21 protein-coding genes are annotated in these 25,159 nt (G+C 38.2%); 15 read left to right on the forward strand and 6 right to left on the reverse strand.

Going from position 1 to position 25,159, the window contains the following annotated elements; genetic code table 11:
- The first annotated feature begins 276 nt into the window (after positions 1-276).
- Together xseA and AC0QT1_RS05320 are read left to right on the forward strand one after the other, a co-directional pair.
- Positions 277-1,707, forward strand: a complete 1,431-nt coding sequence (xseA, locus tag AC0QT1_RS05315; RefSeq protein WP_473201797.1) for an exodeoxyribonuclease VII large subunit — start codon at positions 277-279, stop codon at positions 1,705-1,707.
- Positions 1,685-2,311, forward strand: a complete 627-nt coding sequence (locus AC0QT1_RS05320) for a DNA-3-methyladenine glycosylase I (protein ID WP_473201798.1) — start codon at positions 1,685-1,687, stop codon at positions 2,309-2,311. Before xseA ends, AC0QT1_RS05320 begins: the two co-directional genes overlap by 23 nt.
- An 820-nt stretch (positions 2,312-3,131) precedes the next feature.
- On the opposite strand, the gene glyS is transcribed toward AC0QT1_RS05320, so the two are convergent.
- From glyS to AC0QT1_RS05340, 4 genes are all read right to left on the reverse strand, one after another.
- A complete protein-coding gene (gene glyS, locus AC0QT1_RS05325) occupies positions 3,132-5,354 on the reverse strand; it encodes a glycine--tRNA ligase subunit beta (protein ID WP_473200848.1) in 2,223 nt (740 codons plus the stop codon).
- On the reverse strand, positions 5,347-6,297 hold the full coding sequence (locus AC0QT1_RS05330; protein WP_473200847.1) for a glycine--tRNA ligase subunit alpha: 951 nt from the start codon (positions 6,295-6,297) through the stop codon (positions 5,347-5,349). Before AC0QT1_RS05330 ends, glyS begins: the two co-directional genes overlap by 8 nt.
- Positions 6,298-6,399: 102 nt before the next feature.
- Positions 6,400-8,097, reverse strand: coding sequence for a tetratricopeptide repeat protein (locus AC0QT1_RS05335; RefSeq protein WP_473200846.1), 1,698 nt, complete (start codon positions 8,095-8,097; stop codon positions 6,400-6,402).
- A 94-nt stretch (positions 8,098-8,191) separates the two neighbouring features.
- Complete coding sequence (locus AC0QT1_RS05340; RefSeq protein ID WP_473200845.1) at positions 8,192-9,208, reverse strand: polyprenyl synthetase family protein; 1,017 nt, start codon at positions 9,206-9,208, stop codon at positions 8,192-8,194.
- 257 nt (positions 9,209-9,465) lie between these two features.
- On the opposite strand from AC0QT1_RS05340, the gene AC0QT1_RS05345 reads away from it, so the two are divergent.
- The 7 genes from AC0QT1_RS05345 to AC0QT1_RS05375 all read left to right on the forward strand — a co-directional run bounded on the left by AC0QT1_RS05345 (position 9,466) and on the right by AC0QT1_RS05375 (position 16,450).
- The gene (locus AC0QT1_RS05345; RefSeq protein ID WP_473201799.1) at positions 9,466-10,254 is read left to right on the forward strand and encodes a tRNA1(Val) (adenine(37)-N6)-methyltransferase; all 789 of its coding nucleotides are present in this window, start codon (positions 9,466-9,468) and stop codon (positions 10,252-10,254) included.
- Between the two features lie 193 nt (positions 10,255-10,447).
- The gene (locus AC0QT1_RS05350) at positions 10,448-11,296 is read left to right on the forward strand and encodes a S49 family peptidase (protein WP_473201835.1); all 849 of its coding nucleotides are present in this window, start codon (positions 10,448-10,450) and stop codon (positions 11,294-11,296) included.
- A 245-nt stretch (positions 11,297-11,541) separates the two neighbouring features.
- A complete protein-coding gene (locus AC0QT1_RS05355; protein WP_473200842.1) occupies positions 11,542-12,456 on the forward strand; it encodes a 4-(cytidine 5'-diphospho)-2-C-methyl-D-erythritol kinase in 915 nt (304 codons plus the stop codon).
- A 295-nt stretch (positions 12,457-12,751) separates the two neighbouring features.
- Positions 12,752-13,393, forward strand: a complete 642-nt coding sequence (locus AC0QT1_RS05360; RefSeq protein WP_473200841.1) for a ribonuclease HII — start codon at positions 12,752-12,754, stop codon at positions 13,391-13,393.
- Positions 13,390-14,352 carry an L-threonylcarbamoyladenylate synthase gene (locus AC0QT1_RS05365; protein WP_473201800.1) on the forward strand — a complete coding sequence of 321 codons (963 nt, stop codon included), beginning with the start codon at positions 13,390-13,392 and terminating at the stop codon, positions 14,350-14,352. The genes AC0QT1_RS05360 and AC0QT1_RS05365 overlap by 4 nt, the downstream gene beginning before the upstream one ends.
- 2 nt (positions 14,353-14,354) lie before the next feature.
- Positions 14,355-15,764: an FAD-binding oxidoreductase gene (locus AC0QT1_RS05370; protein ID WP_473200839.1), complete on the forward strand. Its 1,410-nt coding sequence runs from the start codon at positions 14,355-14,357 to the stop codon at positions 15,762-15,764.
- 152 nt (positions 15,765-15,916) lie between these two features.
- On the forward strand, positions 15,917-16,450 hold the full coding sequence (locus AC0QT1_RS05375) for a DUF6101 family protein (protein WP_473200838.1): 534 nt from the start codon (positions 15,917-15,919) through the stop codon (positions 16,448-16,450).
- A 466-nt stretch (positions 16,451-16,916) separates the two neighbouring features.
- On the opposite strand, the gene purD is transcribed toward AC0QT1_RS05375, so the two are convergent.
- On the reverse strand, positions 16,917-18,191 hold the full coding sequence (gene purD / locus AC0QT1_RS05380; RefSeq protein WP_473200837.1) for a phosphoribosylamine--glycine ligase: 1,275 nt from the start codon (positions 18,189-18,191) through the stop codon (positions 16,917-16,919).
- Between the two features lie 91 nt (positions 18,192-18,282).
- Here purD and ubiA point away from each other — a divergent pair, with 91 nt between their 5' ends.
- Positions 18,283-19,287 carry a 4-hydroxybenzoate octaprenyltransferase gene (gene ubiA / locus AC0QT1_RS05385; protein WP_473200836.1) on the forward strand — a complete coding sequence of 335 codons (1,005 nt, stop codon included), beginning with the start codon at positions 18,283-18,285 and terminating at the stop codon, positions 19,285-19,287.
- 339 nt (positions 19,288-19,626) lie between these two features.
- On the opposite strand, the gene pdxH is transcribed toward ubiA, so the two are convergent.
- Positions 19,627-20,250, reverse strand: a complete 624-nt coding sequence (gene pdxH / locus AC0QT1_RS05390; RefSeq protein ID WP_473200835.1) for a pyridoxamine 5'-phosphate oxidase — start codon at positions 20,248-20,250, stop codon at positions 19,627-19,629.
- A gap of 302 nt (positions 20,251-20,552) precedes the next feature.
- Between pdxH and AC0QT1_RS05395 the strand changes: the two genes are divergently transcribed.
- The 5 genes from AC0QT1_RS05395 (at position 20,553) to AC0QT1_RS05415 (ending at position 25,015) form a co-directional block, all read left to right on the forward strand.
- Positions 20,553-21,455, forward strand: coding sequence for a DnaJ C-terminal domain-containing protein (locus AC0QT1_RS05395; protein WP_473201801.1), 903 nt, complete (start codon positions 20,553-20,555; stop codon positions 21,453-21,455).
- 124 nt (positions 21,456-21,579) lie between these two features.
- Positions 21,580-22,398: an enoyl-ACP reductase FabI gene (gene fabI, locus AC0QT1_RS05400; protein ID WP_473200833.1), complete on the forward strand. Its 819-nt coding sequence runs from the start codon at positions 21,580-21,582 to the stop codon at positions 22,396-22,398.
- 144 nt (positions 22,399-22,542) lie between these two features.
- Positions 22,543-23,643, forward strand: a complete 1,101-nt coding sequence (gene aroC, locus AC0QT1_RS05405) for a chorismate synthase (RefSeq protein WP_473201802.1) — start codon at positions 22,543-22,545, stop codon at positions 23,641-23,643.
- A 3-nt stretch (positions 23,644-23,646) separates the two neighbouring features.
- Positions 23,647-24,753, forward strand: coding sequence for a 3,4-dihydroxy-2-butanone-4-phosphate synthase (gene ribB, locus AC0QT1_RS05410; RefSeq protein WP_473200831.1), 1,107 nt, complete (start codon positions 23,647-23,649; stop codon positions 24,751-24,753).
- A 7-nt stretch (positions 24,754-24,760) separates the two neighbouring features.
- Positions 24,761-25,015 carry an exodeoxyribonuclease VII small subunit gene (locus AC0QT1_RS05415; protein ID WP_473200830.1) on the forward strand — a complete coding sequence of 85 codons (255 nt, stop codon included), beginning with the start codon at positions 24,761-24,763 and terminating at the stop codon, positions 25,013-25,015.
- The last annotated feature ends 144 nt before the right edge of the window (positions 25,016-25,159 follow it).

A 25,159-nucleotide genomic window follows, 5' to 3' on the forward strand; every position in this document is an offset into this window, starting at 1 on the left:
GTTAGAGAAAAATCCTATGCTCATTAAGGATGTTTTGGTGTGGGTATTAAGATTGAATATTTTAACTGTTGTTGATACAATTTTATAGGATGGAGTAACGGTCCTATGAATTTTCATACAATGGATCCTCGTTTTATTTACATCTCTGATAATTGGTTTTAGGCTAAAATCCAAATATCCTAGTTGGAGCTATGGGTTTTGAGTAAAGATATAAAATAAAATTAAGTATGCTGTGTTTCAAAAAGATTCACAGAAAATGGCGTAAAGAATTGAAAAATGGTAAGTTTGTTTGGTGAAAAAACAGGTACAACAAATGTAGCAGAATTTACTGTTTCAGAAATAGCAGGGGCTTTAAAGCGTGTTGTTGAAGAGAAATTTGGTTATGTGCGGGTGCGTGGGGAGATATCAGGTTATCGCGGTCCTCACGCTTCGGGTCATGCTTACTTTGCCTTAAAAGATGATAAGGCACGGTTGGAGGCTGTTATTTGGCGTGGATTTATGGAAATCCTCAAATTTCCTCCTGAAGAAGGGATGGAAGTCATTGCGGTTGGAAAACTGACAACTTATACAGGATCATCGAAATATCAAATTGTCATTGAAGCACTTGAACCAACGGGGGTTGGCGCTTTGATGACGCTTCTAGAAAATCGCAAGAAAAAGCTTGCGGATGAAGGTTTGTTTGACGAAGCTAAAAAGAAACCTTTGCCTTACATGCCGAACATTATAGGGGTTGTAACATCGCCAACAGGGGCTGTTATTCGCGATATTATTCATCGTATATCAGATCGTTTCCCGTTGCATATTGTGGTTTGGCCTGTCCGGGTTCAGGGAGAGACAAGTGGGCGTGAAGTGGCTGCTGCTATTGAAGGTTTTAATGCACTTCCTTTAGGAGGATTTGTTCCAAAACCTGATCTTATTATTGTTGCACGAGGAGGAGGAAGTTTAGAAGATTTATGGGGGTTTAATGATGAAGCTGTCGTTCGTGCTGTCTATGCATCTACTCTTCCAGTTATCTCTGCTGTTGGGCATGAAACAGATTGGACTTTGATTGATTATGTCGCTGATTGGCGTGCTCCAACCCCTACAGCAGCAGCAGAAAAGGCTGTACCCGTCAAGCTTGATCTCGAGATATATGTGGCGTCTTTTGGTGCGCGTTTGCACAAGGGAATTGCGCGTTATTTTGATTTTCATCAACAAAAATTGCGTGCTATTATACGGGCTCTTCCAACGGCTGACCAACTCTTTGCTTTGCCGCGGCGTGGTTTTGATGAAGTCTCAGGTCGATTACAGCGTGCTCTTTGTGTAAGTTATGATAAAAAACGTTTTTATTTTCACGCACTTGCTATCCGTTTTGCACCACGTTTGCTGAATACTGAAAAAGCACAACGCAATACAAAGGAATACACCGTACGCTTTTATCATGCTTTTATGCGCAATATGGAAAAAAAACGCGCTGAACTAGAGGTGGCGTTTAGACTTTTAAAAAGCACTTCGTATCAGAATATTTTAGAGCGTGGCTTTGTTTTGGCTTTGGGGAAAGAGAATAAGCCCATTAAACGGTTGGTACAGTTTCCTGAAACAGGGCAAATCAAATTACGTTTTTTTGATGGTGAAATTAGTGTTTCAACGCATGATCATGCTCTCAACAGATCTTTAAAATCCAAACGGTTAAAGTCGAAGAAAGATGAGCAAGGAACACTCTTTTAATCTGTTAAACGTTAGGCTCGATGAAGGGCTTCTCATGGGAGCGGATGGAAAAGTTCGTTGTTCATGGGCAGGGACTGACCCGCTTTATTGTGCTTATCACGATAATGAATGGGGAAAACCTGTTTTTGAAGATCGCCGTTTATTTGAAAAAATTTGTCTTGAAGGTTTTCAGGCAGGGCTCTCTTGGCTGACAATTTTAAAAAAAATCTCTTCTTTTAGAGATGCATTTGATGACTTTGATTTTGAAAAAATTACTCATTATGATGAAGTAAAAGTGCAAATGTTGATGCAAAATAAAGGTATTGTTCGCCATCAAGGAAAAATTCAATCAGTGCTTAATAATGCATTGAGAGCACAGGAAATTATAACAGAGTGGGGGAGTTTGTTCCACTATTTTTGGTCTTTTCAACCACCACAATCGGAACGTTATGAAAAGGTAGATTTTCAAACACTTTTGGCTAATCCCATAACACCTTCTTCTCTTCGACTTTCTAAAGATTTGAAGGGGCGTGGTTGGACATTTGTTGGTCCCACAATTTGTTATGCTTTTATGCAATCGGTAGGGATTGTTAATGATCATCTTGAAGGGTGTTTTTGTCGATGAATCTACAAAGCAGTTATAAGCGATATTGTTTGTTAGAGTAATAAAAGAATAGAGAACAGTCTTTTCTTGTTGTTATAGGATCATTGTTTCTGAGCAGGATAGTATAAAAGGTATTTTAACCGATACAGTGGTTTCAGAAATGTGAAAAAAAATTAGCGAGTAATTTTTCAAGAATTCTACAATTTTTTTTCTGAAACCATTGTTGATACAACTTATCTCATTGGTTTTGATTAATATTTTTCCTATCAGTATTGATATAGCAGTTATAGGAAGGTATATGATGGCATTTTTTATGGTTGTTGATAAAGATCAAGCGTTCTTCAGTGTGGAATTATTACCATATTCTATTTTTTGAACGTGTTGAATATATGAGCTTGGCACATTATTTGAGTGGTTATGTCAGTGCATTTTTGTAATGATTAACATTTCTTTCGTTTCGTCAGTTCCATAATATTCTTTCGTTGAGTACGATCAATATGTGCATCTTACATAATTTTACTATAGTATGTGACTTTCTTAACAAGAAGAGGTAGATGTAGTGTGAGATTAGAGAAAGTTTATAAAATGATAGAAAAGTCATATTTTTTGTTTGATAAATCGCTAATTTATTAGAATGTATGGCTAAATTTGGTCTACCTCTTTGAATTTAAGAGAGATGAAAAAATCCTCTGTTTTTTTAAGAGTTGAATTTTGATATCTCGCAAAAAGATGTTTATAATCTCTTTGTGTTCTTAAAAAACATGTTTTCTGCTTATTGGGTTCTTATGAACATCACACAAAAGTTTAATATTATTTTTTCAATTTATAGGATTTTTAGGTTTTAAATTACAAGTTTCGAGAAGTCCGCTACTTCTGTTGTAATGGTATGGACACGTTTGAGAAGAGCAAAACGGTTAGTGCGAATATTGGGATTTTTATCATTCACCAATACTTTTTCGAAAAATGTATCAATAAATTCTCCGAGTGGAGCTAGTATATTGAGTACGAGTGACAAGTCTATTGCATTGATATGATGAGGAATTTTACTTTCTATTTCAATGATTGCTTGATAAAGTTGTTTTTCTTCTGTTTCAATAAAGAGCTCAGGGTCAATTTTGTTTGCTATTACTGTATCTTTTTGAATTTCATTTTCAAGAATGTTCACAGTACGTTTTATAGCACCTAAAAAGTTATTCCCATCATGTGTATTGATAAAGGCAGTCAGTGCTTCGACGTGGCGAGCAATTAACAAAAAATCATCAGCCTTTTTATTCAAGACTGCTTCAAGAGTATCATAACGAGCACCTTCCTCTTTTAGATAGATTTTCAAACGTTCATGAAAAAACACTAACAGATCTGATAAAATCTCTTCTGTTTTTTCCATAAATAGATTTTGTAATTGCGTATTTCCTCTTTGAAATGCTTCATTTTTATTTTTTTGTTGTAAGAAAAGATTTGCTGCCAAACTAAACAGGGGCATGAGATTAATTTTCCAGTCACGCAAAAGAACAAGTCTAATAATTCCCAATGCTGCTCGTCTTAATGCATAAGGGTCTTTTGAGCCGGTTGGTTTTTCATTTATTAGCCAAAAACCAACAAGCGTATCAATTTTATCGGCCAGTGCAATTGTTATAGCAAGGGGTTCTTGCGGAATACGATCTTTGGGGCCTAGGGGTTTATAATGATCTTCAATTGCTTCAGCTACACGGGGATCTTCTCCTTGAAGAAGGGCATATTTTCGCCCCATGAGACCTTGTAGTTCAGGAAATTCTCCGACAACTTCTGTTTGCAAATCAGCTTTTGCAAGCACTGCAGCACGTTTAGCTAAAAGCGAATCCGCTTGCACCAAAGGGGCAATTTTTTGTGCCAAAGCAGTGATGCGTTCTACCCTTGCCCCTTGTGTACCTAATTTTGCATGAAAAGTTACATTTAAATGATCCAATCGTGCCATTCTTTGATCAAGAGGCTTTTTCAAATCAAGATCAAGTTTTTTTGCAGAAGATTCTAAATGCTTAATATCGGGCAAATTGTGTTGATCTGTTTGCCAAAAATAGAGAGCATCGGAAAGACGAGCACAGACAACTTTACTGTTTCCTTTAGAAATTTCCTTGCCTTCATCGCTTGCAAGGATATTAGAGACGAGAATAAAATGATGAGAGAGTTTGATCTTTTCGCTTTGTTTGCGCGTTACAAAACATTTCTGATTAGCTTGAATGGTCAAACGAATAATTTCTGGAGGTATATCAAGAAAAGATTTATCGAAATTACTCATAAGGACCACAGGCCATTCAACGAGGCCTGCAACTTCTTCCAAAAGGGCGCTATCTTGAATCAATTCTAAACCGTTTGCAAAACAAAGATTTTGGGCATCCGCCAAAATAATATCTTTTCGCCTTTCTGCATCGAGAATAACTTTATGGGACTCAAGTTTGCTGATGTAATCATCAAAGCGGCGGATTTGGAATGGTTTTCCTTCACTTAAGAAACGATGACCATAGGTTAGATTATTGCTTTTGAGAGAACCGATGGTGAACGGGATGACATGTGTTTCACCAATTTCTGGTCCAAAGACGCAAAGAATGTTTTGTAAAGATCGAATCCATTTCAGAGCCCCATTTTTTGCTGAATCTTTGCCCCAACGCATAGACTTCGGCCATGGAAAGTTATGAATAATATTTGGTAAAATATCAGCAATAATTTCTTCTGCATTGCGGCCTTTTTTGATGATTTTTGCAACATAAAAATCGCCCTTTTTACGATCATGTGCGATATCTGCTTCAGAAATATCGCTCAGTCCCGTTGAGCGTAGAAAACCATCAATGACATGCTGTGGTGATTTTGTACTGGGACCTCTCCGTTCTTCATGAATATCTTTTGAGCATAGAGAAAGACCTCGTATGTCTAAGGTTAGACGACGGGGCGTCCAATATTCTCGAGCAGCTTTATAATTTAAGCCTGCTTTTACAAGCTGCTCCGTAAGACATTTTTTGAGATCAGCCGCAGCTTTTCGTTGCATGCGCGCAGGGATTTCTTCACTGAAAAGTTCAAGAAGAAGATCAGACATTCGATTTTTCCTTTAGTGTGATTTGACCAGCTTCTGTGAGTAAGAAAGCTTCTCCACAACGGCGTGCGAGATCGCGAACACGAAGAATATAACTTTGTCGCTCAGTTACAGAAATAACACCACGTGCTTGTAAAAGATTAAAGATATGGCTGGCTTTAATACATTGGTCATAAGCTGGGAAAACGCACAGATGTTGATCATTTTCTTTATTTGGTTTTCCAGCTTCAAGAAGTGCAATGCATTCGCGTTCTGCATCGATAAAATGCTGGTGTAACAGTTTCGTATCGGCAAATTCGAAATTATAGTATGAATATTCCTGCTCTGCTTGCAAAAAAACATCTCTATAAGTTATTTTGTTTTCGTTCTCTAAACCATTAAAGTTAAGATCATAAACGTTATTAACACCCTGTATATACATTGCTAGGCGTTCAAGCCCGTAGGTTAATTCCCCTGAAACTGGAGCACATTCAATGCCACAAACCTGCTGAAAATAAGTAAATTGAGAAATTTCCATTCCATCACACCAACACTCCCATCCAAGTCCCCAAGCACCGAGGGTAGGACTTTCCCAATCATCTTCAACAAAACGAATATCATGAAGCTTTGTATCAAGACCGATAGCTTCTAGAGACTTGATATAAAGTTCTTGTAAATTGGGGGGGGAGGGCTTGATAAGCACTTGGAATTGATAATAGTGCTGTAAACGATTTGGGTTTTTACCATACCGTCCGTCTGTTGGTCGTCTAGAGGGTTGGACGTAAGCCACTTTCCAAGGGCGAGGACCTAGCGAGCGCAGTGTTGTTGCTGGATGAAAAGTTCCAGCTCCGACTTCCATATCGTAAGGTTGCAAAATTGCACATCCATAATGAGCCCAATAATTTTGCAAAGTTAAGATAAGTCCTTGAAACGAATATTTTGGATTGAGATGTTCAGGCAGTTTCACGCTTTATACTCTTTTAACATTTAATCAATAGACAGCAACCAAAAGGACTTTACTTTCTACACTTGTCTATTGTTTCGTAGGGTTATGGTCAAGTATTGTTATTTATTGTAAGCCGAATTTCAGTTTTTTTCGAATTTGTTTGGAGCTTTTTGCTTCTCCATCAATTGCGTGGTTCCATTGAAATATTGCTTCACGTTTGCGTCCAACTTGCCAATAGGCATCGCCCAAGTGATCATTTAATGTTGGATCTTCAGGTTGTAACCTGACAGCATTTTCCAATATCTGAACAGCTTTGTTATATTGCTTAAGCTTGTAATAAGCCCATCCTAGAGAATCGAGGATATGACTATTTTGAGATTGTAATGTGGAAGCTTTTTGCAGCATATGGAGCGCTTCTTCAAGTTTTTGATCACGTTCAACAAGTGAATAGCCCAAATAGTTGAGGACTTGTGGCTGATCGGGGACGAATTCAAGTGCTTTTCGCAAATCAATTTCAGCTTTTTGCCATTGCTGTAGACGTTCAAAAGCGATACCGCGTTGATAAAAAAGCTGCCAATCATCACGTTGAAAATTGGTTATTTTTGCAATAGCAGGGTTCATAGTTTTAGCAGCCTCAGAAAATTTATTTTCTTGCATATAAACAGCTGCTAACGTTATCAAAATATGGCGATCATTGGGGAATCTTTTCTTTAATGCATTAAGTAATTTGATGGCTTCATTGTGCCTATTGTTATTAGCAAGAATAAATGCAAGCCGTAATTGCCCACCTCGATAATAAGGGGAGCTAGGTGATAAAGCTTTATAAAGCTTTATTGCTTGATTAAGGTCATCTAGTCTGGCAGAAATATTTGCTAGTTGGAACAATATTGCATCATTTTGCGGATAGAGTACTAAAGATAATTGTTTGAAAATACGTGCAATTTGTCCTGAGTTTTTGTGGTTTAGAGCTGTGCCAAAGTTATACAATACTTCACCCGCTCCTTGTTGAGGTGTTTGAACCAATCTCTCTAGATAAGCACCTTTTTCCACTTTTTCTCGAATATTTTTGAGTATTTCGCGGCCTTGCAATATTTTTTCGCCGTGCTTGAGAGTCTGAATGGCTTGATTGCGCATTTTATTACGCAATTGGAATGAGGCGTAAGCTATGACAACACGTTCATAGGTATTAGGAGCTATGAGGAGACCTTGTCGGTTATTAAGTGCTTGAGTAAAATATTTTTTTGCATCTTGCGTGTGTTTTGCCAGATCACTCATCAAAGCAAGATGATAGCGTATAAAAAGTTCATACCAAGCAGGACCTTGAATTTTTTCAAGATCAGCGATTGCTTGAGATTGTTGTCCAGCCCCGAATGCGGCCCACGCTCCGATAAGTTCAGGTATTGGATTATTAGCAGGGCTAGGTGGTGCTTTTAATTGTAGAAGAAGATTGGCATTTTGATAGTCTTTTTTGATGAGGCTTTCTATCGATAAGGTTAAGGAAACAAAGGGTGTTATGATACCTTGCTCTTTGAGTTTTTTTGCTTGTTGAACAGCTTCTTTGAAGGTTCCAACAGAGAGCATAGATTCAAGGAGTTCTTTTTGTGTTTCGATATTATCAGGTTTATAAGTGAGGGCTTGTTTAAAATAATTTATTGCAAGATTTGTTTTATTTTCACGATTTGCAACCCTTCCAGCTAGATAGGCGCCTGTAAATGATGCTGTATTTGTAGAGGCATTTATTTTACTGTAGGTCACCATGGGCATCAGCATGATACCCGCGATAAAGAGGGTAAAAAAGCGGGATACTGTTGCACTGCACATAGAGCTAATCCTTTTCAAGATAATCAATCGATTGTATAGTTTATAGATCATATCCAATTACTTTATTGAAAAATATTATAATTCTTGCAAATAATCAGTTTATACGCGCAATACAAAAATCAATAGTCTCCATGAGAGCATTGCGAGCAGGGCTTTTGTTTATCGACGCAAGCGTATCGATTGCGCGCTTACCGTAGATACGTGCTTTCTCTATTGTCTCTGTGAGGCTGTCATATTTTTCTATTAAATGTTGCGCGTGAGCAAAGGCTTCATCATTATTATTGCCGTTTTCGAGAGCTTGTTTCCAAAATGCTTTTTCTACCGTGTTACTCCGTGCATATGCGATAATAACAGGCATTGTAATTTTTCCTTCTCTAAAATCATCTCCTGTATTTTTTCCCAAATTTTGAGACGTGCCACCATAATCAAGAGCATCATCAATCAATTGGAAAGCTAATCCTAACAATGTTCCATATTCACGCAATGCAGAGCGCTCTTTCTCTTTATAGCCAGCAAGAATTGGTCCCACTTCAGCGGCAGCTGAAAAAAGTGCTGCTGTTTTTGCGTTGATGATTTTGAGATAGTCTGAAACGCTGGTTTCTATATTTTTTGCCGCAGAAAGTTGCATAACTTCTCCCTCAGCAATAATTGCAGCAGCGTTTGCTAGAACAGAAAGTGCTTCTATAGACCCAACATCAACCATCATTTTAAAAGCTTGTCCTAAAAGAAAATCACCAACGAGTACGCTTGCTTGATTTCCCCAAATCACCCGTGCAGTAGATTTTCCACGTCGTAAATCACTTTCATCAATTACGTCATCATGTAACAAGGTTGCGGTATGCATAAATTCAACGGCTGTTGCAAGTTTTATATGCCCATTACTTTGATAACCGAACATATGAGCGGAAGCTAATGTGATCATAGGGCGTAATCGTTTCCCACCTGATGAGATGAGATGAGTAGAAATTTCAGGAATCATTTCAACTTCTGATTTTGCCATGGAAAGAATAAATTGATTGACCTGTTCCATATCATGTTGGGTAAGATTGATGAGAGATTGAAGAGAGTTTTGATTATTTTCTGTCTGATTTATTTTTTTAACGACACTCAATGTGTTTACTCCTTAGAGTATTGCAATGGACATATATGGATTCTATTTTTCCCACTAGCATAAAGGGGCTTTTACTTTGACACAAGCTTTTGATGTTGCTTTGGAGTGGAAGTTTGGGATGGTATTTGCAAAGGATATTTTTTAAGCTTATGTAATTTTGTTGTTATGAAGTTGTAAGAAAAATTTGAAATATTTTTATTTAAACAGCAATTGATAGGAAAAAATGAACTTATTAAAGAGGAACATTAGACTTTCAAATGGATGAAACAACAAATCAGAGTGATGAAACAATTGATAGTTTTCATCGCGGAAAGTTTTATTTGGTTCAACCCCGTAAATATGGTCATCGTTCTGGCATGGACGCTATGTTATTAGCCAGTTTGGTTCCCAACAATTTAAAAGGAAAGGTTGTTGATTTAGGCGCTGGTGCTGGAGCGGCGGGGTTGGCAGTTGCTTCGCGTTGTCTAAACGTTCATGTTACATTAGTTGAACGGTCAGCTTTTATGATATCTTACGCGCAAAAAACGCTTATGCTAAAACAAAATGAAAAACTTGCTGAGAGAATTTGTTTATTAGAAGCAGATGTCACGTGCAAAGGTAAGAATCGCTTAAAAGCAGGATTGGCGGATAATTCTTTTGATTTTGCGATTATGAATCCGCCTTTTAACAGCCCTATGGATCGCAAAACACCCGATAAACAAAAGTTGGAAGCACGTGTTATGTCTGAATTGATGTTTGATCATTGGTTGCGGAGTGCTGCGGCAATTGTTAAGCCAAGCGGATATTTAGGGTTAATTGCACGTCCGCATTCATTGAGTGATATCTTGTACGCTTTAGAAGGGCGTTTTGGTGGGATTTGTATAATTCCCGTTCATGCTCGTGCTACAAAGTCGGCAATGCGTATCTTACTTTATGCAAAACGGGGAAGTAAAGCGGCTTTATCTCTCTTACCTCCGTTGATTATGCATGAGGAAAATAATGATGCTTTTTCACCGCGGGTTGATGCAATTAATAATGGGCGTATGAGCTTGTGGGAAATTTTTTAATAATATCTTGCGTTTTTCAATTTATTATTTAGAATCAGATTGAATCTTTAAAAAGGGATTTAATTTTGGGTGAATTTTCTCTTGGAAATGCAATTTGGACTTGTGTACTCACATTTTGGTTCAGTTATATTTATCCTTTTGTTTGCCCTTGTTTCTTTAGTTGCTTCTAACTCATAAAGGAAATTTTATTTTGATGGGCTATATCAAAAATCTTATTCCACATCGTTTTTATTCTAATACACTTGAAATTCCTGTAGTGCGTCTTCATGGAACAATTATGGATTCAACAAGTCCGGTCGCGCGTTCACTCTCATTAGTCAGATGTGCTAATCTTTTAGACAAGGCTTTTGCACACAAAAAAGCTCCAGCTGTTGCGCTTCTTATCAATTCTCCTGGAGGTTCACCTGTCCAATCACGTTTTATTTTCAAGCGTATTCGTGATTTGGCGGAGGAAAAAAAGAAACAAGTGCTTGTATTCGTTGAAGATATAGCGGCATCAGGTGGCTATATGATTGCCTGTGCGGGGGATGAGATTTTTGCTGATCCTTCTTCGATTGTTGGTTCTATAGGAGTCGTTGCAGCGTCCTTTGGTTTTCCTGAACTTTTGAAGAAAATTGGTGTTGAACGGCGTGTTTACACAGCAGGAAAGAACAAGGTTACGTTAGATCCGTTTCAGCCTGAAAAGAAGGCAGATATTGAGCATTTGAAGTCTTTACAACTCGAAGTTCACCAAACTTTTATTGATTTGGTTAAGGAGCGGCGTGCAGAGAAGTTAGTAAATGATCCAGATATTTTTACAGGAATGTTTTGGAGTGGAAAGAAAAGCGTTGAACTTGGACTCATTGATGGATTGAATGATGTGCGTTCTGTTATTAAAGAGCGGTTTGGGGATGATACCAAGCTTCGATTAATTACACCTCCAAAGAGTCTTTTAGGACCTAAAGTTCCTTCAGGGATTACTGCTCATGCAGCTTATACAGCGGTTGATAGTGCATTGATGGCAGCACAAGAGCGTGCACTTTGGCAACGTTATGGTTTGTGATTGGATATACAATTCAATAAATAATTAAGAGAGTGGGCAATTTTATCGAGGAATGATTGTAAGAAAAAAGTTGAAATGATGCGAATGGGGTATGTTCAGTTTTATAATAGCTTCCCATATTTGTTCTTTGTTTAAGGAAACGATGACAGAGGACATGCGAGGGGGGTGTTATACAGAATTCAGTCGAATATAAAAGAAGGAAACGCGTTGGTAAAAGATTCATGTACAGGTGCATATTACCTTAGATGATACCGGATGTACGGACTTTGTTCAAAGTGCAGGGTTATGTATTTACACCTATTAAGTTAAATTTAGCTTTGCATGTTGTTGGGCAACGTGCCGATGGTTATCATCTAATAGAAAGTTTGGTTTATTTTAGTCTTAGCGGTGATTGTCTAGGTTATGCTCCTTGTGAAAGTGATCGCTTTATTTTAGAAGGTCCATTTTCTAAAAATCTTGTTTCTGATGCAGATAATTTAGTTGTTCGCGCACGTGATTTTATGTGCAAGACATTTCCTAGAAAAGCGAAACCTGCTTTTTTTCAGCTTGTTAAAACATTACCTGTTGCTTCAGGTATCGGAGGCGGTTCAGGTAATGCGGCCGGTGTTATAAGCATATTGCGTCAACAGTGGAATCTTGATTGTTCTTATGAAAAATTAGCAGAAATGAGCTTAGTTCTTGGTGCTGATGTGCCAATGTGTCTTTTTGCATTAGAATATCAGCAGCCGCTTTTTGTGCAAGGAATTGGTCAAGATATTATACCACTACCAGAAGCTTGTTCTCTTGCAATGGTGTTAGTAAATCATGGACAACAAATTGCAACGAAAGCTGTTTTTAAGGCTTTGGAGAAACATGATAATTCTTCTTTGAAAATTGATGTAGCCGCTCTGAAAACAGTTTATTCATTAGTTGAAGCCTTACGAGAAACGCGTAATGATCTTTTTCTTCCTGCATTAAAAATCGCGCCGCAATTAACACAAGTATTATCGCTTTTAGATGAGTGTGGTTCTCTTTTTTCTCGTATGTCTGGAACAGGGGCAACTTGCTTTGGTATTTTTAAAGATCAAAAAGCAGCCAAAAGGGCAGCTCTTTTTATTAAATCGATGTATCCAAATTGGTTTGTAAAACCTATCATGACTTTAGGAAAATTTGAGAGATAAACTATGAGGGTAAAAATTTTGTTTGGTAACGATTTTATTATGTGCAAGGGAGAAGCTATACGGAGAAGAGATATTTTTTGTTTTTTTCCGATCAAATTGCCCCATGTTAGGCTAATATTTAAGCAGGAAGAATCGGCTAGCAGTGTAGAAGACTTCTAAAAGTGGTTTTTTATTTCTGTCCTTGTACAGGAGTTTATGAGGCTATTTGCTAATCTATTTTTACTATACGGCTTACAAAAAACAGACAGTTTGCAAAAATGGATGTCTATTTTATTATATTTGTGATTTATCAGAAATGTTTAATGTACCACTTCAACCAAATTTTTCCTATGAATTGGATTTGCAGAAACAGGGTTTTTTTCATATAGCCGGCGTTGATGAAGTAGGACGTGGTCCGCTTGCAGGGCCTGTTGTAACAGCAGCAGTTATTTTGGATAAAGACCGTATTCCTGAGGGGATGAATGATTCAAAAAAACTTTCTATTCTACAACGTAAGAAATTGTATAATGAAATTTTGCAAAGTGCATTAGCGGTTTCGCTTGCTAGTCTTTGCGCCCGTACGATTGATCAGTCTAATATTAGAAAAGCAACTTTAGAAGCCATGCGTCGCTGTCTTACAGGATTAGCAGTTCCAGTTCATTATGCACTCATTGATGGACGTGATATTCCATCTGAGCTACCATGTCCAGCGACTGCTTTGATTAAAGGTGACCAACGTTCGATTTCAATAGCAGCAGCATCGATTATTGCTAAAGTAACGCGGGATCGAATGATGGAATGTGCGGGACAAGTTTATAAAGATTATGGTTTAGAGAAGCATGTAGGCTATGCAACGCTAACGCATCGTGAAGCTCTTGATAAATATGGGCCCGTTGTGGGATTACATCGTTATAGTTTTGCACCACTCAAAGAGCGCTACAGGGATGATATGTCATGACAATTTATCCTCTCAATAGTGTTTCGATAAAGAAGGCGGTTGAACTTCTTGAACAGGGGAAGTTAGTAGCTCTACCGACAGAGACTGTCTACGGATTGGCAGGTGATGCAACCAATGGAAGAGCAGTATCTTCTATTTTTGCCATTAAGAAGCGTCCACAATTTAATCCTCTTATTGCTCACGTAAGCAGCATCGATATGGCGGAACGCTACGTTGAAATTGACTTTCTTTCGCGTCAATTTATGGAAGCATTTTGGCCAGGGCCCTTGACATTAGTTCTACCTTTAAAGGCACAACATAATATTCATCCTTTAACCACTTCTGGTTTGAATACATTAGCTATCCGTTTTCCAGATAGCTGTTTTGCAGAAATTGTACGCTGTTTTGGTCGTCCTCTTGCTGCTCCTAGTGCGAATCAATCGGGACGTCTTAGTCCTACTTCCGCTGAAGCTGTTTTCGCATCTTTAGGGAAATCAGTTCCTTTGATACTTGACGGAGGACCTTCTAAAATAGGACTTGAATCAACAATTATTAAAGTTTGTGGTGAAAGTGTTTATCTTTTGCGTCCAGGAGGGCTTGCGGCTGAAGAAATTGAGAAGGTTTCGGGGAAGTCCCTGAAACGCATAGATCAACGGGCGATGATTGAGGCACCAGGGATGTTAAAATCGCATTATGCGCCCAATGCAGCGCTTCGTTTGAATGTGCAAGAGGTAGAAAGTGATGAAGCGCTTTTAGCATTTGGTCCCAAACGTATTATGGGGGTTGGAAATGCTGTTTCAATTTTAAATCTTAGCGAAAGTGGACAATTGGAAGAGGCAGCCTCTCATTTATTTCAATACATGAGAGAATTGGATTCATTCAAGGTGAAATCGATTGCGGTGGAACCTATACCCTCATACGGATTAGGTGAGGCTATTAACGACCGTCTCATACGTGCTGCGGCTCCAAGAGAGAAATGAAGATGGAGCAGGAATTAATTGAAAGATTTAGAAGCATTGTTGGTACAGCACACGCTATAACAGATCAGGCGTTGATTGCTCCTTATTTGCTTGAAGAACGCGGACTTTTTCATGGAAAAACACCATTACTTTTACGTCCCTCTTCTCGTACAGAAATATCATCAATTATGCGATTAGCTAGCCAAACACGCACACCGATTGTGCCGCAGGGGGGAAATACAGGTCTTGTGGGTGGTCAACAACCAGACGGGAGTGGAAAGAGTATTCTTTTATCCATGGAAAGATTAAACAAGATAAGATGTATAAATCTTGAGGGTAATTTTGCTGTGGTGGAGGCGGGTGTTATTTTACAGGATCTACAGGAAAAAGCAGATAAATTAGGTCGTTTTTTCCCTCTTTCTTTGGCTTCAGAAGGTTCGTGTCAGATAGGGGGAAATCTTTCATCTAATGCTGGAGGGACCGCTGTTTTAGCTTATGGCAATATGCGAGAACTTTGTCTTGGCTTGGAAGTCGTTTTACCTGATGGTCGTATTTTGGATGATTTACGTTTTGTAAGAAAAGATAATAGCGGTTATGATTTGAAAAATCTTTTTATTGGGGCCGAAGGAACTTTAGGCATTATAACAGCAGCTGTTTTAAAGCTTTTTCCAAAGCCCAAAGGAAAAGCAGTTGCTTTGGTAGGTTTACACAGTCCAGCGAGAGCTCTAGAGTTTTTATCTCTTGCTCAAAATCACGGAGGGGGGATGTTGACTGGTTTTGAGCTTATGGGCAAACTCAGCTTGCAAATGGCTTTAGACTATAAGATGTGTGACAGGTCTCCTCTTGAGCATGAGCATGAATGGTATGTATTGATCAATATTTCATCATTGCAGAGTGATGGTGAAGCATTATCAGTGCTCAGTGTTATTTTGGAAGAATCTCTAAAGGATTCTATGATAGAGGATGCGGTTATTGCGCAATCCTTAAAGCAGCAAGATTTTTTTTGGCAATTGCGTGAAAGTATATCATCTGCACAGAAGTTAGCGGGAGCATCCATTAAGCACGATGTTGCGGTCCCTCTTTCTTCTATCCCTGATTTTATCACGGAAGCAGCACGTATTGTTGAAGAGATTTCTCCAGGTGCGCGGGTGGTTTGTTTTGGTCACATGGGTGATGGAAATTTGCATTATAATGTAACCCAACCTGTGAAAGCTGATACTGCGGCATTTTTGCAGTTATGGTCACGAATGAATCATCACATCCATAATTTAGTAATGCACTATCAGGGTGCTTTTTCTGCTGAACATGGAATTGGTCAACTTAAGCGTGAGGAACTTCATACTTTCAAATCATCTGTTGCGTTGGATATTATGCAGGGGCTTAAGAAAATGCTCGATCCTTTAGGGATTATGAATCCTGGAAAAATATTATGATTTAAAGAGAGGTGCAGTGTATCATGCCTTTTTATTTAGATTTTAATAACCAAAAAAGAAACCAGTTGTTTTTTTATTCCATCTTTTAATAATCCAATGGCGAAAAGCTGTTAAAAGGTGTATATTGTTTAAGATAAATTGGGACACTGTCTATGGCTAATCAATGCTTTAATCAGGCAAAAGCGGTGCTTGAATTTCGGTTAGATCCGTGCCATTTGCCACAAACAACGGCATATTTTTCATCAAAAACGGGCAATAAAATAATTTGTTCGTTAAGTGAACGTGGTGTTTTGTTTAAAACAGACACTCCCTCAAGTTTATCACATTTAGTACCATCTTATCATTTTAAAGGAATTGCGGCACGCACTGTAAAAATGCGTTCAGGTGAAAGAGCCGTTGCGTTAGAGTTGTTTCATACAGATGAGGAAGTATGCATCCCGCTTTTAGTTTCTAGAGATTTGAATAATGTTCTGCTAGATTGGCGATTATGGGCAGATACTTATGACCTTCCTATGCTTATGATTGATGAAGATAATCGCATCATGGTTGTTAAAGATCGTTTTGATTTGCGTCGTTTTTTTTGTATGACATTGCATTCTAAACAAAAGCGTTTTTTACTTCGTTATAGCAATTCACTGGGTTTACGTTTGGTGATCGGTAAACGGGTTGTTCTACAGCCGTATTGATGATAGGCATTCATTTGTTTCTATAGTACGACGATATGCATTTATTTTATATTTCGTTGGTTGTAATGAGAGCTTTGTTTGACAAGATGGGTTTGCAATAAGCACTTGTGTTAGAGGTGTTTCTTTGACTTTGCAGTATCCTTAAAGCATTGCTCAGTGATAAGAGAAGAAATTCGTGGTTTTCTCTAGGCGAAGAGAGTAACAGGCCGTGACATTTGTTCTGAATCTTGAATATGCAAAGCTTCTTTATAAATGGTGGATCCAAAATGCCGTAGTCCTGCTGCGAAATCTGTTTAATTTCATTTTATCTGGTGGGCGTGAAGAGCTTATTTATAATATTTCATTTTTTAAAAAGAAAATTTACTATTTTTTCCAAAAAAACAAGAAATATAAAACAGTTAGCAGATTTATGCATCATGCTCTTTATGCGAAATGATTAAATCATAAAAAGAAATATTCAAAGTGTTTAAGTCTCTCGTGCAACAGCTCTCCATCCGATATCACGGCGGACAAAACCTTCTGGCCAATCAATGGAATCGACAGCTTCATAGGCGCGTTTTTGAGCTTGCGTAACGGTTTTTCCCGTTGCTGTTATATTTAAAACACGTCCCGCATTCGCAATGAGTTCTCCATTACGCAATGCAGTACCGGCTTGAAAAATTTTCACATCAGGCAAAGCATTTACTGTGTCAAGATTGCGGATAACAGTACCTGTTTGAGGTGAATCTGGGTAACCTTTGGCGGCCATAACAACAGTCAAAGCAGTTTTTTCAGACCATTGAAGAGATTTCTTTTCAAGATTTCCTTGAGCCGCTGCAAGAAGAAGTGGCAGAATATCCTCTTCAAGGCGCATCATTAAAACTTGACATTCAGGATCACCGAATCGTACGTTAAATTCAATTAATTCAGGCCCTTTTTGCGTTATCATTAATCCGACGAAGAGAATACCTTTAAAGGGGGCCCCCATTGCGTTCATACTGTATAGAGTTGGTTCAACAATTTCTTTAAGGGTACGATTCACCATTTCTTTAGTCATGATTGGAGCTGGTGAATAAGCTCCCATTCCACCGGTATTTGCGCCAATATCACCATCCCCTACACGTTTATGATCTTGTGCAGATCCAAAGGGAAGAGCGATTTTACCATCACAAAGACAGAAGAAGCTTGCTTCTTCACCTTCAAGGAAAGATTCTATAACAATTTTTTTTTCTACATGACTAAAGGTACTTTTGAAGCAGATATCAACTGCGTTAAATGCTTCCTCCAGAGTTGTTGCAACAACAACACCTTTTCCGGCAGCTAAGTCGTTGGCTTTAATAACAATGGGAACCCCTTGTTGACGGATATAGGCTTTGGCTTTTACAGCATCATTAAAACACTGGTAGGAAGCTGTAGGAATGTTATTTTGACGGCATAGATCCTTCGTAAAAGCTTTTGACCCCTCTAACTGAGCAGCTTTTTGAGTCGGTCCAAATACGCATATATTAGCATTATTAAGAGAGTCTGTTATACCAGCAACGAGTGGTGCTTCTGGCCCAACAATCACAAAGTCAATAGAATGTGTTTTACAAAAGTCAATGATGAGAAGGTGATCATTAATGTTCAAATCAATATTTTCACCCAGTTTCATTGTTGCAGGATTTCCAGGAGCACAATATAATTTTGTTAACAGTGGTGATGCTGCTATTTTCCATGCTAAAGCGTGTTCTCGTCCACCTGAGCCGATAAGAAGGATGTTCATTGCTTGCTCCTATCATAGAAGATGATTAAATGTGTTTTCTTGTCATAAGAATGAAATACCTGTATCGCAAGACTAAAGGTAGAGTTATTTGATGAAAAAAAGTAAAAATATTGCACATGTTCAATCCTGTAAGAGGCGGGGACGCGTGATGGATGCATCTTCCAAACAATGGGTTTACCATTTTCTACCACCTTCTTTGTGGTTTTATGCACAATTGGCACGTTGGGATCGACCTATTGGATGGCAATTGTTGATGTGGCCTTGTTTTTGGTCAACAACAATGGCCTTTCTCTCTTATGACGTGCATCAACATCCTCTTTTATCAATGCTCTTTCATTGGTTTTGGTATCTCTTTCTTTTTTTTCTAGGTTCTATAGCGATGCGAGGGGCAGGATGTACTTGGAATGATCTTATCGATCATAAGATTGATTCTCAGGTAGAGAGAACACGTTCTCGTCCATTACCAACAGGGCATGTGAGTCGGTTTCAGGCAAAGGTTTTTATATTGGTGCAATGTTTGGTTGGTTTGGGCGTTTTATCGCAATTTAACCGATATAGTTTTTTTCTAGGTATTTCATCATTGATAGCAGTTGCAGTATATCCCTTTATGAAACGTATAACAGATTGGCCACAGTTTTTTTTAGGTATTGCATTTAATTGGGGTTCATTAATGGGGTGGGCCGTTGTGTGTGGAAGCCTGAATTGGGCACCAATTTCACTCTATATAGGATCTATCTTATGGACGATAGGGTATGATACAATTTACGCGCATCAAGATAAGGAGGATGATGCTACTGTTGGTGTCCGTTCTACAGCACTTCTTTTTGGTAAAGCCACTAAATGTGCTTTGGTGTTTTTGTATAGTGGTTTTGTGTTTTTTGTCAGTTTAGCATTTTATTTGGCACAAGTTCCCATTCTTAGTTTTTTGGGGATTTTTGTTGCAAGTATTCATATGTTTATTCAAATTAAAGTCCTTGATATAGATGATAACTCACAATGCTTAAAACTTTTCAAATCGAATTCATTTATTGGGTTTGTAGTTTTTGCTGGTTTAGTATGCGGTGGTATATGGATGATACTTCATCCTGTTGTTTAATAAGAGGGTCAGGATATCTTAATCAGCCGTTCTTACTTGAATTCAATTCATTCACGTTATCAAGGTTGAAATGTGCAAGACCAAATTACCTTTTCTATGCTCTGTTTTTAATATCGCTGATTACTTCATTAAAGGACTGCTGAAAATAGCTTCGTACTTGGTGAATACTTAAAACTGTTTTTAAGTGATATGGGAGCAAAAAATTTTTATTAACAAAGTTCCAGAGTGAAGAATTTTAATTCCTTATTTTAGAGTGAAGTTGATGATTTCCTCGTTATTTTGCACAGCGTTATTTACTCGTTATGAAGACAAAGTCTTCATATTTGAAAGTTTGAAGAATTAGGGATAAAGTTTTTGCTTTTGCCAATTATCATGTTCAACAGAATCTCGTGTAAAGAGCAGGCGGTCATGTAAACGAAATGGGCGATCACACCAAAATTCGATGGAAAGCGGTTTAACACGAAATCCAGACCAATAAGGGGGGCGCGGGATATTTCCAATTGCATAACGTGTTGTATATTGGGCAATTGCTTTTTCAAGGACAAAACGGCTTTCTAATGGTCGAGATTGTTTGGATGCCCATGCACCAATTCGGCTACCACGCGGTCGCGATTGAAAATATGTATCTGCTTCTTGAGTGCTGACTTTTTCAACAATTCCTCGAATCCTGACCTGACGGCGAAGCGATTTCCAATGAAAACCTAAAGATGCTTTCATTGATTTTAGAATTTCTTGTCCTTTTTGGCTTTCATAATTTGTATAGAAGACAAAGCCTTGCGGATTGTAATCTTTGAGAAGAACCATACGAACATTAGGTAAACCTGTTTCATCAACAGTTGCTAAGGCCATAGCATTAGGGTCATTTATTTCGCTTACTTTTGCCTCTTCAAGCCACTTTGCAAAAAGTGTAAAAGGTTTTTGGATTTGCATAAAACTGTTATCTGTTTGTCCTTTATTATTCATGGTATCTCCAAATATCAATGAAAAGTTCTTTAAGATCCTTTACCATTAAGAAATAAAAGTATTGTTTTTTCTTATTTCAAAAAGCTAAGACTGTCACAGACTGTTAGAGCAATCATTTTTATTTTAGCATAACTATAATGAGCTATATTAAAATAAAATATCTCTTTTATCTGGTATTTTTGTTCCTTTATAGACATATAACAAAGAGGAAAAATCACTCTTTTGAGTATTTTGATGAAACTGTGAGAGAAACAACATATCAGTTGATATTTTGAAAACGAGAAAATTGAAAAGAGGGTAATATGCGTGATCCTTACGCGATTTTGGGTGTGGCACGTACCGCAAAACCGCAAGAGATAAAATCAGCATTTAGAAAGTTAGCAAAGCAGTATCATCCAGATCACAATATGGATGATATAAAAGCTAAAGAGAAGTTTGCTGAAATTAATCAAGCTTATGAAATTATAGGTGATAAAGACAAAAAAGCACAATTTGACCGCGGTGAAATTGATATGGAAGGAAAACCACTTTATCAAGCTTATGGTGCTGGTGAAAATTTTAGTCAGAGTCACAATCCTTTTTCAAGAGGAGCAAAAGGTTTTGGGTTCGGTTCTACGAGCGGTGCAGGTTTTGATGCGAGCGATATTTTTCGCGATTTATTTGGGCGAGGAGGGGACTTTTCAAATTCTGCACCCCATACGCATCCTCAACAAGGAGCTCATGTTCGTGCCAATCTTTCCATCACATTAGAGCAGATGGTTGGAGCAGAAAAGGTGGAAGCTGTTTTTCCTAATGGAAAAAGGTTAAAAATTAAGCTTCCTGATTATGTTGAAAATGGTCAAACTATTCGTTTAAAAGGCCAAGGAGAAGAGGTCGCTTATGGGAAATCAGGGGATGCGTTGATCACTATCCAGATTCAAAAACATCCTCGTTTTCGGGTTGAAGGAAGAGCACTCCATCTTGATTTACCTATTCCCCTTAAACATGCTGTTTTGGGAACAAAAGAAGAAGTCGAGACTTTGGAAGGGCGTGTGGTTCTCACTATTCCTCCTTGGTCAAGTTCTGATCGTGTTTTACGATTGAAAGGAAAAGGGCTTCGTTTAAAAAATAGCACAAGAGATGATCTTTATGTGCACGTTCGTATCATGTTGCCGGAAGGGAGAGATACTGCATTAGAAAAATTTTTGCAAATGCAAAAAGATTAATTTTTAAATGATATAAAAGCATAGTTTTTGTTTGATTTTAAACCAATTGCTTGAAGAAAAAGTTGACCTATGCCATAGGCAGATAAATAATATTAATTTTTTAAGTAACAATGGGGCAGTGCTAATGGCTAAAGGTAATGGTTTATTGTACGGAAAGCGTGGTTTAATTTTGGGATTGGCCAATAATCGCTCTATCGCTTGGGGTATAGCTAAGGCGGCGAGTGACGCAGGTGCGGAACTTGCTTTTACCTATCAGGGTGAGGCTATGAAAAAGCGTGTTGAACCTTTGGCTGAGGAAGTAAAAGGGTTAGTTTGCGGTCATTGTGATGTTTCTGATAGTGCATCTATTGATGCGGTCTTTAAAGTCATAGAGAAGAAATGGGGCAAGCTCGATTTTTTAGTACATGCTATTGGTTTTTCTGATAAAGATGAATTAAGCGGTCGTTATATTGATATTAGCGAATCAAATTTTATGATGACCATGAATATTTCCGTTTATTCCTTAACGGCTCTCGCTAAACGTGCAGAGAAATTGATGTCGGATGGCGGTTCAATTCTAACACTGAGCTATTATGGTGCAGAAAAGGTTGTTCCTAATTATAATGTGATGGGAGTTGCAAAAGCAGCTCTTGAGGCGAGTGTGAAATATCTAGCAGTAGATTTAGGTCCTAAGCGTATTCGTGTTAATGCTATATCTGCTGGACCAATCAAAACGTTAGCTGCTTCTGGCATTGGTGATTTTCGTTATATTTTAAAATGGAATGAATATAATGCTCCTTTGCGCCGTACGGTGACAATTGAAGAAGTAGGTGATTCTGCTCTCTATTTTCTTTCCAATTTGTCTCGTTCTGTTACGGGTGAAGTGCACCATGTGGATTCAGGTTATAATGTTATAGGTATGAAAGCTGTTGATGCACCAGACATTTCCGTCGTTAAAGAATAGAGCTTGGTTTATGAGACCTTATTTGACAGCGGTGATTTGACCGAATTTAAAACGGCCAATGGTGTTTTTGAAAAGGGAGTGTTTTTGTACAACTCAACATGGGCTTTAGTTACGTATATTTGACGGAGAAACGGGTCATTTTTCATGTCGCATAATACATTTGGTCATTTGTTTCGTGTAACAACATGGGGTGAAAGTCATGGTGCTGCTCTTGGGTGTGTCATTGATGGGTGTCCCCCAGGGATTGTTTTTACTGTTGCAGAAATTCAAGCCTATCTTGATAAGCGCAGGCCGGGACAATCCAAATATACAACACAGCGCCGAGAATTAGATCAAGTAGAGGTGCTTTCAGGAGTTGTTGTTCAGGATGATGAAACAACATTGGTGACAACAGGAACACCAATTTCTCTGTTGATTCAAAATACGGATCAACGTTCTAAGGATTACAGTTCGATTGCTCAACAATATCGTCCTGGTCATGCAGATTATACTTATAATGTTAAATATGGTATCCGTGATTTTCGAGGTGGCGGACGTGCTTCAGCACGTGAGACAGTAGCACGTGTTGCAGCAGGTGCTATTGCTCGTAAAATTATTCCTAATTTAATTGTACGGGGAGCTATTATAGCAATTGGTCCCTATACGATTAATCGTGATCATTGGAATTGGTCAGAGGTTGATAACAATCCTTTTTTTACGCCTGATGCAGAGATGGTGCAGGTTTTTAGTGATTATATAGATAAAATACGTAAAAATGGTTCATCTGTTGGTGCTGTTGTTGAAATTGTTGCAGAAAATGTTCCTGCAGGTTTAGGAGCACCTATTTATGCAAAACTTGATCAGGATATTGCCTCATTACTCATGTCTATTAATGCGGTGAAGGGAGTAGAAATAGGTGATGGTTTTACAGCAGCTCACTTAACAGGAGAAGAAAATGCAGATGAAATGCGAATGGGAAATGATGGAAAACCATTCTTTTTATCCAATCACGCCGGCGGTATTTTAGGTGGAATATCGAGTGGACAGCCGATAGTTGCACGTTTTGCTGTTAAACCTACTTCATCCATTTTAACACCTCGTCGTTCGATTGATGTTGGTGGTAATGAAGTGAATGTTGTAACGAAAGGACGTCATGATCCTTGTGTTGGGATTCGTGCTGTTCCTGTTGGTGAAGCAATGGTCGCTTGTGTTCTTGCTGACCATTATTTAAGGCATCGCGGTCAGGTGGGATCATTTGAAAGGTGAATAATGGCGTATGACGAAAAAAAAATTGTGGCTGCACTTCGTGCTTTTGAATGCGGTGAAATTATTGTTGTTACCGATGATGATGACCGTGAAAATGAAGGTGATTTAACGGTTGCTGCTGCTCATTGCACAGAAGAAAAAATGGCATTTATTATTCGTCATACAACGGGTATTATTTGTGCTCCTCTACCAAAAGAAGAAGCAGAGCGGTTTAATCTTGTTCCTATGGTTCCAGATAATAATTCAGCACATCGTACCCAGTTTACTGTCACTGTTGATTTTAAACATGGAATAACAACGGGGATTTCAGCGCATGACCGTACATTAGCGGTGCGTAATCTTGCTAATTCGAATGCTGGTCCCGACGATTTTATCCGTCCAGGACATGTTTTTCCTTTGATTGCGCATGAAGGGGGGGTGCTTATGCGTTCAGGACATACAGAGGCAGCCGTTGACTTATGTAAATTAGTTGGTTTGCCGCCGGTTGGTGTTATCGGTGAGTTAGTCAATGATGATGGGAGTGTTAAAAATGGAGATGAGATTGCAAAATTTGCGCAAGATCATCGATTGCATATAATAACGGTTGCAGATCTTATTGCTTATCGTCAACGTAAGGAAATGTTGGTCAGGCATGTTGGAGAAATGCATATTGAAACATCAGTAGGGCCAGCTATTGCTCAAAGTTATCAACTTCCTTGGGAAACTGTTCAGCATATCGCGATCATTTTTGGTGATATCAGTGACGGTGAAGATATTCCCGTGCGTTTGTATCGTGAAAACGTTATAAACGATGTTTTTTCTCAATCTTCAGATATAACAGCCAACATACAGCGTATGATAAAACAAGAAAAACGTGGTGTGTTTGTTTATTTGCGTGAGGGATCTGTTGGTGTACAATCAGCTACAGGCATTCAAGAGAGAGTGAAAGAAGGTTCAGAAAATCACATGCAGGCAATTAAACGTGAAGAAGAATGGCGCCAAATTGGTTTAGGATCACAAATTTTAAAACATTTGGGGATTCGTTCTGTTATTGTTTATGCTTCTAAAGAGTATCATTATGTAGGTTTAAAAGGTTTTGGAATTCGTATATCCAGAACATATATCTTGTGAGGAATGTATGAAACAAGAGATAAACAAAGAGGATATTACAGCCTTAAGCTTTGAGGAAGCGCTAAAGCAACTTGAAGTGATTGTTGAAAATTTAGAGCGTGGGGATGTTCCTTTAGAACAATCAGTTGATATTTATGAGCGTGGTGAATCTCTTAAAAAACACTGTGAAAAACTTTTGAAAGTAGCTGAAGCCAAAGTTGAAAAAATTCAGCTTTCAGAAGGAGGTTTTCCAGAAGGAGTAGAGCCTCTTGATTCTGAATAATCTTAGGAAATTTGGGGATATTTATTGCAAAAGAGGAGAAGCCATCATTGAGTTTAAAGGAACGAATTTTATCCGTTCCTTTTTATAAAATAAATGAGTACATGGGAAAACCATAAATTATCATCAAGAAAGAACGTTTTTCAG

It is taken from the genome of Bartonella sp. P12B (assembly GCF_055796185.1).

What these genes read in the sequence shown, in the direction of transcription:
- xseA (WP_473201797.1), top strand. Translation starts at nt 277, where the DNA reads ATGGTAAGTTTGTTTGGTGAAAAAACAGGTACAACAAATGTAGCAGAA.
- AC0QT1_RS05320 (WP_473201798.1), top strand. Translation starts at nt 1,685, where the DNA reads ATGAGCAAGGAACACTCTTTTAATCTGTTAAACGTTAGGCTCGATGAA.
- glyS (WP_473200848.1), bottom strand. Translation starts at nt 5,354, where the DNA reads ATGTCTGATCTTCTTCTTGAACTTTTCAGTGAAGAAATCCCTGCGCGC.
- AC0QT1_RS05335 (WP_473200846.1), bottom strand. Translation starts at nt 8,097, where the DNA reads ATGTGCAGTGCAACAGTATCCCGCTTTTTTACCCTCTTTATCGCGGGT.
- AC0QT1_RS05345 (WP_473201799.1), top strand. Translation starts at nt 9,466, where the DNA reads ATGGATGAAACAACAAATCAGAGTGATGAAACAATTGATAGTTTTCAT.
- AC0QT1_RS05350 (WP_473201835.1), top strand. Translation starts at nt 10,448, where the DNA reads ATGGGCTATATCAAAAATCTTATTCCACATCGTTTTTATTCTAATACA.
- AC0QT1_RS05355 (WP_473200842.1), top strand. Translation starts at nt 11,542, where the DNA reads ATGATACCGGATGTACGGACTTTGTTCAAAGTGCAGGGTTATGTATTT.
- AC0QT1_RS05360 (WP_473200841.1), top strand. Translation starts at nt 12,752, where the DNA reads ATGTTTAATGTACCACTTCAACCAAATTTTTCCTATGAATTGGATTTG.
- AC0QT1_RS05365 (WP_473201800.1), top strand. Translation starts at nt 13,390, where the DNA reads ATGACAATTTATCCTCTCAATAGTGTTTCGATAAAGAAGGCGGTTGAA.
- AC0QT1_RS05370 (WP_473200839.1), top strand. Translation starts at nt 14,355, where the DNA reads ATGGAGCAGGAATTAATTGAAAGATTTAGAAGCATTGTTGGTACAGCA.
- AC0QT1_RS05375 (WP_473200838.1), top strand. Translation starts at nt 15,917, where the DNA reads ATGGCTAATCAATGCTTTAATCAGGCAAAAGCGGTGCTTGAATTTCGG.
- purD (WP_473200837.1), bottom strand. Translation starts at nt 18,191, where the DNA reads ATGAACATCCTTCTTATCGGCTCAGGTGGACGAGAACACGCTTTAGCA.
- ubiA (WP_473200836.1), top strand. Translation starts at nt 18,283, where the DNA reads ATGAAAAAAAGTAAAAATATTGCACATGTTCAATCCTGTAAGAGGCGG.
- pdxH (WP_473200835.1), bottom strand. Translation starts at nt 20,250, where the DNA reads ATGAATAATAAAGGACAAACAGATAACAGTTTTATGCAAATCCAAAAA.
- AC0QT1_RS05395 (WP_473201801.1), top strand. Translation starts at nt 20,553, where the DNA reads ATGCGTGATCCTTACGCGATTTTGGGTGTGGCACGTACCGCAAAACCG.
- fabI (WP_473200833.1), top strand. Translation starts at nt 21,580, where the DNA reads ATGGCTAAAGGTAATGGTTTATTGTACGGAAAGCGTGGTTTAATTTTG.
- aroC (WP_473201802.1), top strand. Translation starts at nt 22,543, where the DNA reads ATGTCGCATAATACATTTGGTCATTTGTTTCGTGTAACAACATGGGGT.
- ribB (WP_473200831.1), top strand. Translation starts at nt 23,647, where the DNA reads ATGGCGTATGACGAAAAAAAAATTGTGGCTGCACTTCGTGCTTTTGAA.
- AC0QT1_RS05415 (WP_473200830.1), top strand. Translation starts at nt 24,761, where the DNA reads ATGAAACAAGAGATAAACAAAGAGGATATTACAGCCTTAAGCTTTGAG.